The sequence below is a fragment of the Bradyrhizobium genosp. P genome (assembly GCF_049949265.1).
In the GTDB taxonomy this organism is placed as follows: Bacteria; Pseudomonadota; Alphaproteobacteria; order Rhizobiales; family Xanthobacteraceae; genus Bradyrhizobium.
In genome coordinates this window covers 7,580,118-7,596,278 of sequence record NZ_CP188195.1, presented here as the reverse complement: position 1 = coordinate 7,596,278, position 16,161 = coordinate 7,580,118, and the positions used below count along the sequence as shown (strand labels likewise).

Genomic DNA, 16,161 nt, shown 5'->3' with positions numbered 1-16,161 from the left:
AAGAATGCTAGGAGGATGAGAAGCAAGTTCCAGGAGGTAACTGCATGTCTGTAAAGTGGCTAACCTACCGCCAGCGCATGGACGCTGATCTAGACGATGCATTCCGACAGCCCGGAGCCGAAGAATTCTTCAGTGAAGATTACATCCGTCGGCTTTCGGAGCCCATCAAGCAACTCGACGATTCGCTTATCAAACTGAGCGTAATTCAATTTGCTATTCTCGGATTTTTGGCCGTTGAATTCGTTTCCAGCGACGCGACCTTCTCATTATTTGGCCTGTCCGTGAAAAATGCTCCCGGCCTCAAGGAGTTTCTATTGGCGTTTTCGGCTACCGTCGCAATAGCAATCGGAGCGATTACCGGTACGCGTGACACGACAGTGAACATGATACAGGGCATTTCTCAGAGAACAGCCAACGCGCGGTTTGGACAATATGCTGCGTACGCGCTGCCAATTGGCTTTAATCTTAGGCTCTACTTGCCTCTTGAGCGTAAGCGCGGGCAGTTCTCAACGGGACCAGCGAAGCTGGTGACTGTTGTTATAGCGCTGCTTGTGGTGTTCGTGTTTCTGTCCACACTTGTTGCCTCCGCCGCAATACATTGGATGATCCTCAAGGATATTTGGACGCATCCTACGTTGGGACCCTGGTCCTATTTTGCCCTAACTTACGTCGTTGCGTCTTACCTTCTCAACTTGTTGATCCTGCTGAAGCGCTTGCTTCCGTTTCCGTACGACGACAAGAGCGAGCTAAAAAGACGAGTTAGAGGACCATGGAGTGGGAAGAAATGATGTTATCGCGGTCGCTTCCTGCATCGAAGCGCTTGTCCGCGAGGCGACCAGCACTCGCGCGCATCAGGATCATCTTCCGCTCGTCGTCGGAGTTGCGGATCACGGGCGCGAGGTAGTCGGGAAATACGCAAGGCATCTGCGGGAGGCTGCCGACGTGGCGATTGACGACGCGGAATAGATTTAGGATTGCGGTTTGGTTGGTCGCGATTACTCCTCAAGAGGAGGTGCTCAGCTATGGAAATCAGGTCGGACTCGCGTCCTCGTTGTGCCTTTTGGTGCGACCGCGGTCGTAATCCAATCCTTTAGACATGGCCGAGGGTAACGCCGTCTCACCCGAGACGGCTACCTCTTGTTCGCTTCGGCCATTCACGTAGCTCGCGAAGTCTCTGACAACTAGTAGGTGCTCGCCAGCGCTTCGGCATCAACACCGACGCCCCTGTAGGCTTGGATGGCCAAGTTGTATCATTTAGATAGTCTCTTATATGCCAGTATTCAGGAGTTGAGACAAAACCGGCGCACGAATTCCCCGCCTTTAGATGGGTCTCGAGCATTGCAACAGCGTCAGTGAATTTCTTGTGTGAAGCAAGTGTATCTCGATCCATCTCAGTCTTTGAGAAGAAGTCCATCGCAGCCCGCTTGCGCGCAATTTCACGTTGACTGCTTATGGACGTTACAGCGGCAATCAACGCCCCACCGGCAATAAGGGCCGTAAGCCACTGCGGAGCCGTTCCCCATTCAAACATATTACCCTCGGATGGCATGTACAAAAATGGCAACCCAACGAACAGCCACGCGGCGAATACAGACAAGGCCGCGAAGACGACCTTGTCTTCAGAGTTCATTGGCATGGGCGACCCGCGCGATCCTCACCTGTTCTCAGAATATCTCCAATCTGCGATACATCCACCCCGATGGCAAGCTCAGGTTGTGCACAACGGAAGGCGGGCCTCGCTGTTAATCGACTACGAATGGGAATAGCCTCTTGAGCGCAAGGTTGGGTTAAGGTTAGGCCACGAAGGCGCGTAGACAAAAAATTGGGAGGGCTCCATGAAATACCTGGCCGCTATAATGCTGCTTGCACTTTCTGCGTTAGGTGCAAAAGCTGAGATCCAACTCATGGAATGTAGCCCGGGGAAGTCAGTGACGCGCATTATCCTGATTGACACAGTTAAGAAGGAAGCGACTCATTGGGCGAAGCTATCACCCACGGTCACCAATGGCCCATTTGGCCCAGAGAAAGCCGATATCAGCAACGAGAGGGTAGCTTGGATAAACGTAAAGACGACGGGAAAGTTGATGAGCACGACGCGGTATGTGATCGACCGGATTAACAAGTCGATGACTATCGACATAAGCTATAATTACGATCAAGACCCCTGGCACGAGGACGCCGTCTGCAAATAATCCTGGCTGCAACAAGCGTGGAGGGGGCTTTCCCCTGGGGGTCGTGGAGCTTAGTACACCAATCTAGTGCCTCACGAGGCGTCGTAAAGGCCGTGAAGCCCTTTGGGAGGCATGCCCCAACGCATTAGTGCCATCTCACGTTCGGTGTCGGTGTTGCGAATCACCGGGGCGGGATAATCCGGAAAGACGCCGGGGATCGATGGGAGGTTGCCGACGTAGCGATTGACCGCGCGGATCGCTTCGCATGCAGCCGCATATGCGGATGCGCCTTTCGACTCCATGATATGTCTAATTTCGGAAAAGAGAGCTTGGTCCGCCTTGAAGAGTGCGTTCGTGACCAGTGCCGGTCCCCTACGGGGCTTTCGCCGTCCGAATGTGTTGATCGCTTCCGGGTGAGGAGACGTTGCCGCTTGGAAAGCTTTTCGCTTAAAATCGCTGGCAAACGCAATTCGCCGCTTCCCCTCTTCTCCGGTCGCAAGTACCAACGCGGCCCGACACAACATGGGTTCCGCTTCTTGTAATTCTTTTCCCGAACGATCTGATGTATTGCGTGGGATATGCACGAAGTCGTCCCAGCGGACGGGTGCGCCTCTCGCGCCGTCGATGCTGACGATGTCGGCCGCGAGCCCATGGCCGTAAGCTTGATGCGTCCGTCAGCGGTTAATTCGGGAACTCAATTTGTACGAGGCTTGAGCCAACACGGCCGGCAGGTTGCTCCCGGCTTGGCTATTAGCAAACTCGCAATCAATCCCGTGCACGATGAAGCGAATTGCCTTGCTCAGTCGACGGACCCGAAATGATAGTCCTTTCCGACAGGCGGAAGACCACGCGACGTAAAGTGCTCGATACGGCGCTGATCAGGTTCGGCGACCTTTCAATGAGCTGCGTTCTGCGAGACGTCTCCGACACTGGAGCGGCCGTGCAGGTTGCTGCCCAATCGGAAGTGCCGGACGAATTCAGGTTGATAGTGCCGCGCAGTACGACGTTTCTCTGTCGCGTGATATGGCGCCAGGGCGCTTTGATTGGCGTCTCATTCGTCCAGCTGCAAGATCGTGTTTGACTTAAGATGACCAGAGAACAGGCACGACGGCTGGAAAAAGGCGCTCACGTTCGTTGGATCGACGACGACGAGGCAAGGGGGCTTGTGACCGAAATCAACCGCTTCGGAGTGGAGATTAGATGGTCGGATGGTCGTACCACGCGACCGTTCTTCAACGACATGAAGCAGACGAGTTAATCGGTCAGGACAACAAAGCGCTCGTCTGATAGGGAGCGGCGTGGGCAATCGAGCTAGTCACCCTCGAAGAATGGACGCCACCGCCAGAACACAACGCAGCGGCGACGCCCATCTCAGGCGTTAGAACGAAGCACCCGTACATTAGAAGGCTTTAGTGAACGGAACGTTTATTGGAAAAGTTCGCGTAGGTGCTTGATTGATCCGCGCCCGAGATTTTGCAGGCTTAGAAGATTTGCGTCTGAAGTCTGACGTACTTCACCGACCGTCTTGAAGCCCGCCCCTTTGAGGGCGTTGCGAACACGCGTCGATAACGGCATAAGTTCGAGCGGGGTTTCGTCTGACAGGGGCAAGGGCGGACCATGCAAGCTGAGGAGCTGAGGCGCAGACGGCGGTCGATACGAGGTTTTGGCTAAGGCTCGATAACGCCACGCTCAAGGGCTTCGATGCGAGCGCTAACAGCCAAGTAAACTCTATCAGCTCCTCCAGCGTCATGTCGACTCCGCGGGAGGCTGGCAAATCGGTGGTAACAGATCGATTGCCCTCAATACCGCTCTTCCAGCCCCATAGCAACGGGATTGCCCTGCGTCCGCAATATGCCTGCCCGACTTCAAAACCGCTACGGATGTTAGTTGTTGCTGCGCTGCATCCAAGCAAAATTCCATAACGTCGCATACGCGAGCGCCGATCGCGTGGTCCGTCGGGGAAGCCGCCCGCGGTTAGCCCCAATGGCGTCCGCAGCAAAGTCCAGCGCATGGCGCGCGGCCATTACCCCTGTGGCTTTGCAGGCGCAGGGAGTGGTCGAAGCGCGCCGCGGTCATCGCTCGGCATGAACATCGCAAACGGTTCCCTAACGCGGGCCGCAGGCGTTGTGTCAGTGGGGGGAGCAGAAGCCGCCTCCACAGTGGGGCGGAATTCGACTGCGTCAGGCCACCGATGCGCAAGGACAGCGCCAGCCGAAGGCACTGAGGCGCCGCCCTCTCCAAAGCAGGCATCGTAGAGGTACAAACAGGCGAGGAATCCCGCGAGGACGGAAAGGAGAACCCTGGAAACTGGCATCGTGTTTGCGCCTTCTTGATTGAGGCGATAATGCCATCTGACGGTATACCTCTCGTTTAGCCGGGCGGGTGATCGGCTGGTACGGTTCCCACTTCATAAACGTGATGCCGTAAAGCTTTGACTCACCAATACCCTCAAGATCGCGGCAACCAGCTTTCCTCATCGGCCGGCAACGACTCTCTGGCATCCATAGACAACAGAAAAGCGAAGAGAGGCACTAATGTTCGTCGCCATCCGGATCATGATCTTGATCGCCAGCGCGTATGCCGGCTCTGCGTTCGCGGAGATGCAGTTTGCACCATTGCCGAATCCGGCTTTGTCATCTCAGCCATAAGATGCGCAGTACGATCTATCTTCAGTGGCGTCGGCAAAAGCGGCACCAAGCGGATCGCCTGACGTCGCAATAACCTGTTGAGAACGTAAGCTCTCCTCCGAGCATTGCGGCCTCTGCCACGATTCCGCCGCTGAGCGACCGGCTAATCCTTCGTGTTGTGCAGCGATTCGCGCGAGGCATGGGTGCCTGACTTGACGCTCTGGAATGCGCTTACGCGCCGCGAACAGCGAATTCTGGTCAAGCTGTTCGGCGGTGGTTCGACGCGTGGCGATAGTCCGACCGAAATGGCCAACCTCATCCAGCTCGGGCTCGTCGGCGAGGACGGCTTGACCGCCGCCGGTCTCAAGGTGTTCATCGCCGCGTTTAAAGCGCAACGAGAAACGCGCCGAATAGACTTGGTGGCGTAGATCTAACGTGTGGTCTGCGGCGTGCAGGACCGCGTGGCGTCGAGATCAGCTAAACGCGGTTCGAAAACCTGTTCATCGCGCTCATGATTTGAGTTCTTGGATCGACGTCCTGGAGATAAATGGTCTTTCTCAAAAAATCGATCTCTGCGGCTTGATGAATCAACGAAGCAACGGCGCGATTGATGATCGCGATATTCGAGCCAGCCGCGCGCAATCGCAAACTGCAGGCCGGCCCAGTATTCCCCCCGCCGTTGCCTTATCCCCTGCGCTCTTGCTCCCCTGCGCGTAGGCTCGGGCTGCCGCTCTATTCTCTGCCATAGTCACGCGCTATGAGAGCGAGGCCGCCGCCAAGATGTAAATTATCAATCCCTTTCGCCTCGGAACGGCAGCGAGCTACTGCGCGTCGTGGGTGTGGATACCTGCGTTGTTCTGAACACAGCTTGCACCGCATGTACCGCTCCAGCGCATGGACCGGCGTTGACTTCGGCCGGCGCACAACGTCGAGCGCTACGGTCTGATGAGTGTCGCAACCTAGGCACTTCACTTCGAGGTAACGATAGCCCGCATTGAGTGCGTCGCCTAGGGCAGCGGACGGCTGCGCCGGCCGTTGGAAGGCTAGCATGCGGGCGGTCCATGCTTCGCACGCAAGCCGATCGGCGGCCTTGCGCGCGTCCGCCGCGCGTTCGGCTTTAGCCCGAACGGCGCCACCGTAAATGCTCTCTCGCGATTTGCTGCCCATGGCGTTGCCGAATTGTGCCGGTGAACAATGAGGCCAGCAAGCCGCTACAGTTTGCGCAAGGTTCGCCCCGAGCACACCACGGGCCGGTCAAGGCCCGGCAATCCAACGATGCACGGCGCCACGGAACTGCTAACCGAAAGCATTCGTTGCGCGGTTAGAACGCCGAGAGACACGGAAAAGGAAACCTTCTGACGAGCTCAAGATCAACGTAGCCGCTACCACCGATCCACTCGTGCGGACAGTAGGCGATCGAGGCAGCGTCCAAAACAAGCCCGTCCCGAGTTATTGCCTCTCGCGTACCCATACGTCCGATCCACTCTTGCTCGCCGGACTTAGGATCAAGGCGGACGGCGTCATAAACGACGGTGTCATTGGTCACAGTAATCCCCAAGGTGCTAAAATCGACGTTTCGCAATGCCACGAGATTACGCGCTCGGCTGCATTGGGCAACAAACTTCGTTGTTGCGGTTGCGAACGAGAGTTTCGTGATCGGCACGGCATCTGCATGTGGAGGGGGACCAAAAACCAAAGGGTGCCCTTCAATGGAACTCGCAACGCTTCCAGCCACAGCCTTCAAATCGCCGGCCATCAGCCTGACCGGGGTGGTCGACTACACCATGTATACGAACTTCAGATCGCAGTTCGACAACGCATCCGAAAAGGACCTTGTCGTCATCGAAATGTCGACGCTTGGCGGCGATCCAGAGGTCGCCAGATGGGCGAGGATGTTCGTTTCGCGAGCGAGATGGAACCGCAACGGCGGTTCGTCTTTCTCGGAAAGGCCGTCATCTATTCTGCCGGCGTTACGTTCATGAGCTTCTTCGCCCGGCCGAACCGCTATCTTCCGCGTGGCACTCGGCTGATGATCCACGAGCGGAAGCTCTCGAAGAGCCTCGTGATCGACGACCCGCTAACGACCTGCATCGCCGTCGTGAGGGCGACGCTCAATGAGATCGAATGCTCAATCGCAATGCAGAACGAAGGCTTTCAAAATCTCATTCTTGGATCGAACGTGACGCTCGAAGAGGTCATGCAGAAGGGACCGTCGAACTGGTTTCTTGAGGCGCAGGAAGCAAAAAATCTGGGTCTGATCGAGGCGGTTCTGTAGTCCTCTCGACGTGGAGGCAACTGCGACGATGGTAGCCATCGCCTCGGTTGCTAGACGGCGTTAGATGGCCTGGAACGATCCCAAGGAAACGAGTGTCGCGGACACATTCCACTGCTTCAGCAGCGCCTGCACGGGCCGGCCTAACTGGCCCGTCGCATCGACCACACCAACACGGCCATTTTCGAGTTGCTCAGGCTTGGTAATGTCACTCCTGGCCATCACGAATACTCCATCGTGAAGCTCAGTCGGCGTGAGAATCAGAACGGGATCCTCCCCGCGCAATACGCCTTGAACAACGGGAAGGTCGCCGGTATGGCAAAACTCCCAGTCGCCGCGCACCAGGCCAGCAACGGCTTGAGGACCGCCAGCTTCGAGAGTGGAGAACGTGACGTCGATGCCTTGCCGCTAGAATATTCCAGCCTCCGCGCCGATCCACGCCACGCTTTGGAACGCAGCACGCAGCGCGATCGCTACACGGGCTTGCGTGGCGTCAAATCCCGCTGCCCGAAGCGGGCCTACCGCCGGCCAGACGTTGAGTGTGATGGCAGCCGTCGCGGCAATTCCGAATCGTCTCCGCGAAATGAGGTCACTCATTCGTCCGAATAACTGATGAGGGAATATGGATCAGTAGAGCCCTTTTCGATACATCGCACAATCGTGGTTTCTGCGACACCCGCGAACGCCGACTATTGGCCCTTCTGAGACATTCCGACCGGCGCTAAAGAGGTCCGCTCGTTAGGGCTGACCGGACGTTATAACCGGAGGGCCAAACCGGCGCGATTGACCGTGCGCCCCGAGGGCGCGAACTACCAGTGAGGGAGGAACTCACCCGGATAATTGTCGATTGGTCCGGAAGCTGGCAGGCGGCTCGGCCGGGTAACTGGCTGGGTCGGAGCCCTGCGACGAAGGCAGCCGTGGGCTGCTGAGCGATCTGATGGGCCGTAACAAAAGTGAAGCCCGAGCAGGCCTCGAAAGTTCTAATGCGGATGCCGACCCTCCGGTCATTTGGGGAAGGCCGCACGTGTGGGGAAGCAATCGACACGCGCACCCACGCGATCCGCCGGGGTAGTGGGCACGGCACGTCGGAAGGGTAGTTCGCAGTTACAGGGGGAGACCCGTCGCGGACGAGGGTAGCGGCCTCAGCATCGCATCAGGCGGTGGTCACGGCGGGAGTCGGACGGGGCCATAGGAGCGTTGATGCCGGGTAATGCCGGTGGAGCAAAGGGCCCCGACTTCTGGTGCGCTTTTGAAGATGGTGAGGTGAAGGTGATTGGTGATGAGCCTGACAACGCCTGATAAGATCCGGAGCCTTCAGAGAAAGCTCTACTGCAAAGCGAAGGCGGAGCCCACCTTCCGCTTCTATCTGCTCTACGACAAGATCTGTCGCGAGGACATCCTAGACCACGCCTATCGGCTTGCCCGCGTTAATGCGGGTGCACCAGGTGTGGACGGGATGACGTTTGCTCAGATCGAGAAGCAGGGCCTGGAAGCATGGTTGGCGGGCTTGCGCGCGGAACTGGTCTCGAAGACGTACCGACCTGATCCGGTGCGGCGGGTGATGATCCCGAAAGCGAATGGTGGCGAGCGTCCGCTCGGCATTCCGACCATTCGTGATCGTGTGATTCAGACTGCCGCCAAGATCGTGATCGAACCGATCTTCGAGGCTGACTTCGAGGACAATGCCTACGGCTACCGGCCCGCTCGCGGGGCGGTGGACGCGGTCAAGGAAGTGCACCGGCATTTATGCCGGGGCTATGCCGACGTAGTTGATGCTGATTTGTCCAAGTACTTCGATACGATACCGCATTCCGAGCTGATGAAGTCAGTAGCCCGGCGTGTGGTGGATCGAAACGTCCTGTGCCTCATCAAGATGTGGCTGAGGGCGCCGATCGAGGAACGGGACGCGGACGGAGCCCGGAGTATGAGTGGCGGCAAGCGAAACACGCGTGGCACGCCGCAAGGCGGTGTCGCAAGTCCACTGCTGGCCAACATCTACATGAACCGGTTCCTGAAGCATTGGCGTTTGACTGGCTGCGGCGAGAGCTTCCAGGCTCACGTCGTCTCCTATGCCGACGACTTCGTTATCCTCAGCCGCGGTCGTGCGGCGGAGGCACTAGCGTGGACGAAGGTGGTGATGACCAAGCTCGGGTTGACGATCAACGAGGCGAAAACTTCGTTGAGAAACGCCCGACAGGAACGCTTCGACTTCCTCGGCTACTCGTTCGGCGCGCATCGGTTTGAGGCGAACGGGAATTGGTATCTGGGTGCAAGCCCGTCCAAGAAGAGTGTGCAACGGCTCAAGACAAGAATCGGCGACCTTCTGGTGCCGAGCAATATCGATCCATGGCCGGAAGTATGTGACAAGCTGAACAGGTCTCTGCGAGGCTGGTCCAACTACTTTGGCTACGGCTCGCTGAGCAAGGCATACCGCAGCGTCGACCAATACGTCTTTGAACGATTGCGCAGGTTCCTCGCGCGAAGGCACAAGGTGCAAGGGCGCGGCAATCGCCGATTCACATTCGATGTTATTCATCGAGAACTCGGCGTTCTGTGCCTCCAACGCCTGCCCCGAGCGGTCCCGTCGCGTGCCTTGCGGTGAAGCTGGTCGGAAAGCCGGATGCCGGAAATCGGCCCGTCCGGTTTGATGAGCGGGGATGGGAAACGGGGCGTTGGCCATAGGCCCCAAGCTACCGCGCCCATCCTCGACTCTACCGACCCGGACATTTAAGGGCCTTGCGTCCGGTGACTCTGTCCGCCTCAATTGCCTTGGCTAGAGAGGCCTGAATGAGTGGAGGGTAGAGGAATATGCGGACGTTTTAATATCAGAGCCGCGCAGCGGCACATGAGACATTGGGCCGGATATTAGAACCGCCTTCCCAAGAGCGTGAAATCTGCTAGGTTTTGCGCAGGGCCCTCGCGTAACCAGACGTGCCGAAATCCTCGTTAGAGGGAAGGGCAGCGACGCGATCATACTGTCGGCAAGTGTCTCTTTCTTCAACCTGCGCGCTGAAATTTCTTGCGCCAAATATGACGGTTTGCATACGGCTTTTCGCTACGTTGATACGGGTGTGCAAATTTCGCTGAAGCAGCTTTTGATACTCGAAATATCCGTCAATTCATACTTTCAGAGATTGGGGCATGCTCATGATTCGTATTGGATCGGTAGCGCTCGTGATCGGCGTGGTATTGACCAGCCCGGCCAGCGCACAATCGGACTTGGTCAAGCGGGGTGATTATTTGGTCAATGGCATCCTGACCTGCGGCAACTGCCACACGCCGAAGGGTCCTTCCGGGGAAATTACAGACAAGGCATTTTCCGGCGGCGCGTCATGGGATGAGCCACCCTTCAAGGTCACCGCATCGAACATCACGCAGGACAAGGAAACCGGCATCGGCAATTATACCGACGCCGAGCTCAAACAACTGCTGCGCAAGGGCGTCAAGCGCAACGGCATGCGGGTCGCCATGGTCATGCCGAGCGGCTTCTATGAAATCATGAGCGACCGCGATCTCGATGCGGTGATCGCTTATCTGCATACGATCAAGCCAATCAACAATGTGGCGCCGGCCCCAGTCTACAAGATGAAGCAGGGACACCCGATCCCCCCGGGCGGCGAAAGTCCGTTCGCCGAGACGATGTTGGGTGACAGGGTGCAGCAAGGTTTCTACCTCGCCACGATCGCGCACTGCATGGAGTGCCACACACCGATGGGACCGCAGGGGCGAGAATTTGCAACCAAGCTGGGCGCTGGCGGCGGCAAGTTTCCGGGACCTTGGGGCGTCTCGGTTTCCAGGAACATCACCTCCAGCAAGACAAACGGCATCGGCGGCTGGACGGATGACGAGATCAAGCGCGCAATCACCCAAGGCGTGAGCAAGGATGGCAGCAAGCTCAATCCGCCCATGGGTTTTCATTACTACGCAACCGTGTCAGCGGCCGATCTCGACGCCATCGTCGCATATTTGCGCACGGTGCCGCCAAAAGAGTAGTCCGAAAGTTTACGCCGTGGTTGCGGGGGCAGTCTGATGTTGGTCCGAAGACAAGCTTCCCTGCATCGCGAGCTTCGATAATTCTGCGTGAGCATTGATCCACAAAGTCATTTTCAGGAGGCGAAGAGATGAGCAAAGTCCTGATTTGCGGCGGTGGAGTGATCGGATTGTGCGCAGCGACCATGCTCGGTCGCGACGGCCATCGTGTCACAGTCATGGAAGCTGACCCTGCCGACCAGCCTATGACCCATGTCGAGGGGTGGGACTCGTGGGAACGCCCGGGAGTTGCCCAATTCAGGCAACCTCACAATCTCACGTCACGGTTTCGGATGATCAGCGAGCAGGAACTGCCAGGGCTGACGGATGACCTGCTTCGAGCTGGCGGCGTTTGGGTGGACTATCTCGACAGTCTTCCTCCAACAATAACGGATAGGACACCACGTGCCGGTGATGAGGCCATACGTTACGTCACCGGTCGAAGGCCGATCATTGAGTCGGCTGTGGCTGCAATGGCGCAAGCCGCCCCCAACGTGACGATCCGTCGAGGGACGAAGGTTCGCGAATTGACCACGGGTGCCTCGGCCGTCTTTGGTGTGCCTCACGTTGCCGGAGTACGCACCACATCTGGCGAAGAGATTCGCGCTGATCTGGTCATCGACGCCATGGGACGGCGAAGCCCGGCCTGCGAATGGATCGTCAACGCCGGTGGCCGCAACCCGATTGAGGAAGCCGAAGACAGCAACTTCGCCTATTTTACCCGATATTTCTCCGGCTCTCAACGGCCTCGCAGGATGGGACGCGCGCTCACGCCGATGGGCCTATTCTCGATCCTGACCCTGGACGGGGACAACGACACGTGGTCGATCACCTTGTATACCTCGTCGAAGAACAAGGCGATGCGAGCCTTGCGTGATACAACCACATTCCATCGTGTCGTCTCGGCATGCTCGCGGCAGGCTCATTGGCTCGACGGCGAGCCAATAACGCCTGTCCTTCTAATGGCGGGGGTTATCGACCGGTACCGGCGGTTTATCGTCGACGGTCAGCCCATCATCACAGGCTTCGCCGCTGTCGGTGATGCATGGGCGTGTACCAACCCGTCCGCCGGACGGGGCCTGAGCGTCGGTCTTCTACACGCGCAGGTGCTCCGCAATGTTGTTCGCCGACACATCAACGATCCCGGAACGTTCGCCCGAGAGTACGACGTGGAGACAGAACGGCAGGTCGGCCCGTTTTATCGAAACCAGATCGCCGCGGACCGCGTGCGGGTCGCCGAGATGAACGCTCTGGAAGAGGACTTGCCGATGCCGGCGCCAAACCCGGTCATGGCCAAGCTTCTCGTTGCCGCATCCCAGGACGCCGACGTGCTGCGTGGCATGATCGAAATCGCAATGTGTGTTGCGCTACCACAGGAGGTCATTGCTCGACCGCACGTCGTAGCCAAACTCGCCGAATTGAACGGCCATCCGTTACCGTCGGACCCCAACATCATCGATCGACATAGGATGGCAGCGCTGCTGGACGGCTGATCTATACTAAGCAAGACCGTCCGATCCGTGGTTATTGCGAGCGAGTCGCTGATAAGCGCGCCATCCTGGTCAACTCTTGGCCCATCGCATCAGCTGGTGCAGTGCAGCGGCATGTCTGAAGTTAGGGGTAGACCGGACGCGACTCGCCAACGGCAAGAATGTCGAGATTGACCCGAAGCCGACCATGGGATGTCCCTCTGACATTATTGAGGGCAAAACCGAGGAGATTTGAACCTTCGCGCGCCTACCTCGACCTACATCTGAGATAACCCGTGCCCGATACGAAGGCCGTGGTCCGAGAAAGTCGAAATGGAACCCTGTCGTATCGATCGGGGGACGCATGCGCTTCTAGAAAGCTCGTCGTTGGTTCTCGGAAATTTTGCGATCGAAGCGACGTCGATTGTAACCTGGTTCACTACGGCCTGCTTGATCCGAGCCTAAAGTCGTCTGGCACTTCCCAGTTCCTCTCAATTCCTGTTCGGTCCTTGCGCGTGCATGGTCCGCCCTGCTTCGAATTCGCAGCGAGGAGTACGAAGATGAAGACGTTTCCCGCAATGACCCAAGTATTGTTTGCGATTGCAGGCGCAGCTATCGCTGGAACGGCGCATGCTGATGTTATTATGGACTGGAATGCTAAAGCCGATGCAATTGCGGCGCAAATGCAGGTTTTGCCTGCACAGCAGAGCCGCGCAATGTCGACATTGCCATGTTCGAAGCGGTGAACGCGATAGAACGGAGATACACGCCGTACAAGCTGATGCTGTCCGCGGACCGCTCCACTTCCAAGGAAGCGGCAGCGGCTACGGCTGCCTACGACGTTCTTTTTACGATCTATCCAGATCAGAAATCCGTCCTTGACACCGCGCTTGCAGCTTCGCTTTCCAGCATTCCGGAAACAGAAGGAAAGTTGAACGGAATTGAACTCGGGAAAAAAGCCGCAGAGGGCGTGATCGCGTTTCGTGCCAGCGACGGCAGTGACGCAAGGGAAAATTACCGCCCATATGCGAAGCCGGGCGCCTATGTGCCGACCATCGTGCCGCTCTTTTCCACAATTGGAGCGACAACCCCTTGGGTCATGACCTCCGGCGCGCAATTCCGTCCGGGGCCGCCCCCTGCGCTCGATTCCGAGACGTGGACCAGAGACCTCAACGAAATCCGTGAGATTGGCGCTCGCAACAGCACCGTTCGGACGGCAGAGCAGACGACGATCGGGCGGTTTTGGTTCCTGGTGGGGCCTCGCACCTACAATCCAATCGTCCGGCAAGCTGCAATGGCCAAAAATATGGACGTTGTGGATTGCGCTCGCCTGTTCGCCCTTACCTCGATCGCCGGCAATGATGCTCTTGTCGCGGTGTTCGATGCGAAATATCAGTACAACCTCTGGCGACCGATTACGGCAATACGGAACGCGGATATCACTCAGAATCCGGCGACCCCGCGCGAAGAGTCATGGCTGCCGTTAGGTGATACTCCCATGCATCCAGAGTATCCGTGCGCACACTGCATCACTTCCGCCGCGATCTCCGCCGTTCTTCGGAATATCGTTGGCGAAGAGTTCGGTGAATTTTCGCTGACCAGTCCCACCGCGCCTGGCGTAACGCGCAAGTGGACCCGGCTCCAAGACTACAGCGACGAAGTTGCCAATGCGCGTATCTATGCCGGGTTTCATTACCGCTTCTCGACAGAGGTAGGTAAGGACATGGGTCGGAAGATCGGCGAGTTGACGGTTTCGACACAGCTCCGAGGCTCGGAAGCACTGGCCGATCCCAAGCGCTGAAGACGCCTCGCGCATCTCGGAGCGATGCCTCACTGCGCTTCGAGGTGCTGTGTTCGCGGCCTGGCATTAGTGTACCGAAATCCTGCGAACAGGGAATTTGCGGCTCGTGCGAATTGGGCGTGTTGAAGGGAGAGGTGGATCACAGGGACAGCATTCTTTCGCCGTCCGAGAGGCAGGCCAATTCAACCATGATGGTCTGCGTATCGCGCGCGAAGGGAAGCACAGATATTTAAGCGGTTGGCTCGACGGCCGTTTGTGTCCGCTATAAATCTCAGTCCATGTCCGTTCGTGGGCCCGTCTGCGACGTCCAGATCGGCTCGCGGTGGTCTGGTTTTGGAGGTAGACCGGAAGCGACCGGGCGGCCGCCGAAACGGCGCAAATGACCCTGGCTGTGTGAAAACGCTGCACTGCTATGATTCCCGCACTGATTCGGCGGGGACTGGGCATGAGGCGCTTCGTTCAAGGGGCTGATCGCGGGCAATCGGCTTTGTTGCCGGAATGCCTGGATGACTGGGTTGCAGATGACAATCCGGTTCGCGTGATTGACGCCTTCGTTGCGGCCCTCGATCTGGCTGAACTTGGGTTCGGTGGCGTTGAGCCTGCCGGGACAGGTAGGCCGTCGTATCATCCGGCCGCGCTCTTAAGGCTCTATATTTACGGGTATCTCAACCGCGTGCATTCGAGCCGCCGGCTCGAGCGTGAAGCTTCCATAAGTGATGGCAGAGATGTCGCGTACTTCCTCGATCGGCTTGATCGGACTCGATGATATCATCATAGATCACCCCAACTGAAGAATAATTCGGCCCGAGACCGATCGATTCTGGATCGCAACCATCGCCTCGGCCGCTCGCTCCAACGGCAGCACGCGATCGATACGGGGGCGCAGCTTCCCGTCACCAACCCATTGCAATATCTTGTCGGCAGCGCGTGTGCTTTCATCCGGACTGCGGTCCGCCCAGGCGCCGGTAAAAACGCCGACGATGGAATAGTTCTTCAGAAGCGGGAGATTCATAGGCAGCGACGGCACCTCTCCGCCGGCAAAGCCGATCGGCGCCAGCCGCCCGTTCCACCTCATCAGTCGCGCCAACGTCCCGAACAAGGCGCCACCCACGTTGTCGACGCAGACGTCAACGCCTTCGCCGGCGGTCAACGCCTTGACTCGGTCGCGCACGTCCTCGCTGGAATAATCGATGACCGCCTCGGCCCCATAGTCGCGGACGATCGCAGCTTTGGCGGGGCTACCGACAGCACCGATAACGCGGGCACCGAGCAGGCGGGCCACCTCGACACAGGCCAGCCCCACGCCGCCCGCCGCGCCCGTCACCAAGACAGTTTCGCCCGGTTCAACCCGGACCCGGTCCACCAGCGTGTAGTAAGCCGTCAGATAGATATGCAACACGGTCGACCCCGCATTGAAATCGACGTTGTCGGGTAGTCGACTAGTTCTGGAGGCCTTCGCGGTCATTTGCTCCGCGAAGCCGCCATGCCATCCGCCGCACGTCACGCGATCGCCCGGGCGAAATCGATCGACCTGACCGCCGACAGCCACGACGACTCCCGCAGCATCCGTTCCTGGCACGTAGGGGAGCGGTGGCTTCATCTGGTAGCCGCCGGAGACCATTAAATAATCCATGTAGCTTACCGAGGCGGCGTGCACGTCGATCAGCACCTCGTCAGGCGCTGGGCGCGGCTCCGCGATCTCGCCCATGTTCAGGGACTTGATCCCATCGAATGCTGTGCACAGGACCGCGCGCATTCATGCCTCCCGAAAAAGGAACCCAGTCACCTCGTC

At 58.0% G+C, this 16,161-nt stretch carries 18 protein-coding genes and 1 pseudogene; 13 read left to right on the top strand and 6 right to left on the bottom strand.

The genetic code is table 11. The features are described 5' to 3' along the window. Positions 1–44: 44 nt before the first annotated feature. Positions 45–788: a hypothetical protein gene (locus tag ACP2YO_RS36430; RefSeq protein WP_426435898.1), complete on the top strand. Its 744-nt coding sequence runs from the start codon at positions 45–47 to the stop codon at positions 786–788. A 329-nt stretch (positions 789–1,117) separates the two neighbouring features. Here the strand turns inward: ACP2YO_RS36430 and ACP2YO_RS36425 are convergent, their stop codons facing one another. After that, entirely contained in the window at positions 1,118–1,531 is a 414-nt protein-coding gene (locus ACP2YO_RS36425) for a DUF4760 domain-containing protein (RefSeq protein WP_426443401.1), read from the bottom strand. Between the two features lie 304 nt (positions 1,532–1,835). Here ACP2YO_RS36425 and ACP2YO_RS36420 point away from each other — a divergent pair, with 304 nt between their 5' ends. Continuing rightward, complete coding sequence (locus tag ACP2YO_RS36420) at positions 1,836–2,192, top strand: hypothetical protein (protein WP_426435897.1); 357 nt, start codon at positions 1,836–1,838, stop codon at positions 2,190–2,192. 71 nt (positions 2,193–2,263) lie between these two features. On the opposite strand, the gene ACP2YO_RS36415 is transcribed toward ACP2YO_RS36420, so the two are convergent. Further along, the gene (locus ACP2YO_RS36415) at positions 2,264–2,755 is read right to left on the bottom strand and encodes a hypothetical protein (RefSeq protein ID WP_426443537.1); all 492 of its coding nucleotides are present in this window, start codon (positions 2,753–2,755) and stop codon (positions 2,264–2,266) included. Positions 2,756–2,988: 233 nt separating this feature from the next. Here ACP2YO_RS36415 and ACP2YO_RS36410 point away from each other — a divergent pair, with 233 nt between their 5' ends. Continuing rightward, a complete protein-coding gene (locus ACP2YO_RS36410) occupies positions 2,989–3,252 on the top strand; it encodes a PilZ domain-containing protein (RefSeq protein WP_426435896.1) in 264 nt (87 codons plus the stop codon). Between the two features lie 344 nt (positions 3,253–3,596). Here the strand turns inward: ACP2YO_RS36410 and ACP2YO_RS36405 are convergent, their stop codons facing one another. Then, positions 3,597–3,779 carry a DNA-directed RNA polymerase subunit alpha C-terminal domain-containing protein gene (locus ACP2YO_RS36405; protein WP_426435895.1) on the bottom strand — a complete coding sequence of 61 codons (183 nt, stop codon included), beginning with the start codon at positions 3,777–3,779 and terminating at the stop codon, positions 3,597–3,599. Positions 3,780–5,001: 1,222 nt separating this feature from the next. Here ACP2YO_RS36405 and ACP2YO_RS36400 point away from each other — a divergent pair. Next, positions 5,002–5,226, top strand: a complete 225-nt coding sequence (locus tag ACP2YO_RS36400; RefSeq protein ID WP_426435894.1) for a hypothetical protein — start codon at positions 5,002–5,004, stop codon at positions 5,224–5,226. A 304-nt stretch (positions 5,227–5,530) separates the two neighbouring features. Here ACP2YO_RS36400 and ACP2YO_RS36395 read toward each other — a convergent pair whose 3' ends face one another. Continuing rightward, positions 5,531–5,965, bottom strand: coding sequence for a hypothetical protein (locus ACP2YO_RS36395; protein WP_426435893.1), 435 nt, complete (start codon positions 5,963–5,965; stop codon positions 5,531–5,533). Positions 5,966–6,507: 542 nt separating this feature from the next. Here ACP2YO_RS36395 and ACP2YO_RS36390 point away from each other — a divergent pair. After that, on the top strand, positions 6,508–6,780 hold the full coding sequence (locus ACP2YO_RS36390; protein ID WP_426435892.1) for a hypothetical protein: 273 nt from the start codon (positions 6,508–6,510) through the stop codon (positions 6,778–6,780). Then, complete coding sequence (locus tag ACP2YO_RS36385; RefSeq protein ID WP_426435891.1) at positions 6,777–7,073, top strand: hypothetical protein; 297 nt, start codon at positions 6,777–6,779, stop codon at positions 7,071–7,073. Before ACP2YO_RS36390 ends, ACP2YO_RS36385 begins: the two co-directional genes overlap by 4 nt. A 60-nt stretch (positions 7,074–7,133) precedes the next feature. Here ACP2YO_RS36385 and ACP2YO_RS36380 read toward each other — a convergent pair whose 3' ends face one another. Continuing rightward, positions 7,134–7,412 carry a hypothetical protein gene (locus ACP2YO_RS36380; RefSeq protein ID WP_426435890.1) on the bottom strand — a complete coding sequence of 93 codons (279 nt, stop codon included), beginning with the start codon at positions 7,410–7,412 and terminating at the stop codon, positions 7,134–7,136. 937 nt (positions 7,413–8,349) lie between these two features. Between ACP2YO_RS36380 and ltrA the strand changes: the two genes are divergently transcribed. The 7 genes and pseudogenes from ltrA to ACP2YO_RS36345 form a co-directional block, all read left to right on the top strand. Then, positions 8,350–9,672 carry a group II intron reverse transcriptase/maturase gene (gene ltrA, locus ACP2YO_RS36375; protein WP_426435889.1) on the top strand — a complete coding sequence of 441 codons (1,323 nt, stop codon included), beginning with the start codon at positions 8,350–8,352 and terminating at the stop codon, positions 9,670–9,672. 539 nt (positions 9,673–10,211) lie between these two features. After that, entirely contained in the window at positions 10,212–11,063 is an 852-nt protein-coding gene (locus tag ACP2YO_RS36370) for a c-type cytochrome (protein ID WP_426435888.1), read from the top strand. 128 nt (positions 11,064–11,191) lie between these two features. Next, on the top strand, positions 11,192–12,592 hold the full coding sequence (locus ACP2YO_RS36365) for an FAD-dependent oxidoreductase (RefSeq protein WP_426435887.1): 1,401 nt from the start codon (positions 11,192–11,194) through the stop codon (positions 12,590–12,592). A 536-nt stretch (positions 12,593–13,128) separates the two neighbouring features. Beyond that, positions 13,129–13,314, top strand: coding sequence for a hypothetical protein (locus tag ACP2YO_RS36360; RefSeq protein ID WP_426435886.1), 186 nt, complete (start codon positions 13,129–13,131; stop codon positions 13,312–13,314). Continuing rightward, positions 13,299–14,369: a vanadium-dependent haloperoxidase gene (locus ACP2YO_RS36355; RefSeq protein ID WP_426435885.1), complete on the top strand. Its 1,071-nt coding sequence runs from the start codon at positions 13,299–13,301 to the stop codon at positions 14,367–14,369. Before ACP2YO_RS36360 ends, ACP2YO_RS36355 begins: the two co-directional genes overlap by 16 nt. Before the next feature lie 44 nt (positions 14,370–14,413). After that, positions 14,414–14,602, top strand: coding sequence for a 2Fe-2S iron-sulfur cluster-binding protein (locus tag ACP2YO_RS36350; protein ID WP_426435884.1), 189 nt, complete (start codon positions 14,414–14,416; stop codon positions 14,600–14,602). 212 nt (positions 14,603–14,814) lie between these two features. Beyond that, positions 14,815–15,075, top strand: a pseudogene (locus ACP2YO_RS36345) (transposase); the annotation flags it as partial. Positions 15,076–15,147: 72 nt separating this feature from the next. Here the strand turns inward: ACP2YO_RS36345 and ACP2YO_RS36340 are convergent. Continuing rightward, positions 15,148–16,125 (bottom strand): NADPH:quinone oxidoreductase family protein, encoded by a 978-nt coding sequence (locus ACP2YO_RS36340; RefSeq protein ID WP_426435883.1) that lies wholly within the window; start codon positions 16,123–16,125, stop codon positions 15,148–15,150. Between the last annotated feature and the right edge of the window lie 36 nt (positions 16,126–16,161).

Bases quoted from the DNA above. Each gene is read 5' to 3' on its own strand.
- ACP2YO_RS36370 (WP_426435888.1), top strand. From the start codon at position 10,212: ATGCTCATGATTCGTATTGGATCGGTAGCGCTCGTGATCGGCGTGGTA.
- ACP2YO_RS36395 (WP_426435893.1), bottom strand. From the start codon at position 5,965: ATGGGCAGCAAATCGCGAGAGAGCATTTACGGTGGCGCCGTTCGGGCT.
- ltrA (WP_426435889.1), top strand. From the start codon at position 8,350: ATGAGCCTGACAACGCCTGATAAGATCCGGAGCCTTCAGAGAAAGCTC.
- ACP2YO_RS36390 (WP_426435892.1), top strand. From the start codon at position 6,508: ATGGAACTCGCAACGCTTCCAGCCACAGCCTTCAAATCGCCGGCCATC.
- ACP2YO_RS36385 (WP_426435891.1), top strand. From the start codon at position 6,777: ATGAGCTTCTTCGCCCGGCCGAACCGCTATCTTCCGCGTGGCACTCGG.
- ACP2YO_RS36340 (WP_426435883.1), bottom strand. From the start codon at position 16,125: ATGCGCGCGGTCCTGTGCACAGCATTCGATGGGATCAAGTCCCTGAAC.
- ACP2YO_RS36360 (WP_426435886.1), top strand. From the start codon at position 13,129: ATGAAGACGTTTCCCGCAATGACCCAAGTATTGTTTGCGATTGCAGGC.
- ACP2YO_RS36420 (WP_426435897.1), top strand. From the start codon at position 1,836: ATGAAATACCTGGCCGCTATAATGCTGCTTGCACTTTCTGCGTTAGGT.
- ACP2YO_RS36430 (WP_426435898.1), top strand. From the start codon at position 45: ATGTCTGTAAAGTGGCTAACCTACCGCCAGCGCATGGACGCTGATCTA.
- ACP2YO_RS36365 (WP_426435887.1), top strand. From the start codon at position 11,192: ATGAGCAAAGTCCTGATTTGCGGCGGTGGAGTGATCGGATTGTGCGCA.
- ACP2YO_RS36425 (WP_426443401.1), bottom strand. From the start codon at position 1,531: ATGTTTGAATGGGGAACGGCTCCGCAGTGGCTTACGGCCCTTATTGCC.
- ACP2YO_RS36410 (WP_426435896.1), top strand. From the start codon at position 2,989: ATGATAGTCCTTTCCGACAGGCGGAAGACCACGCGACGTAAAGTGCTC.
- ACP2YO_RS36355 (WP_426435885.1), top strand. From the start codon at position 13,299: ATGTTCGAAGCGGTGAACGCGATAGAACGGAGATACACGCCGTACAAG.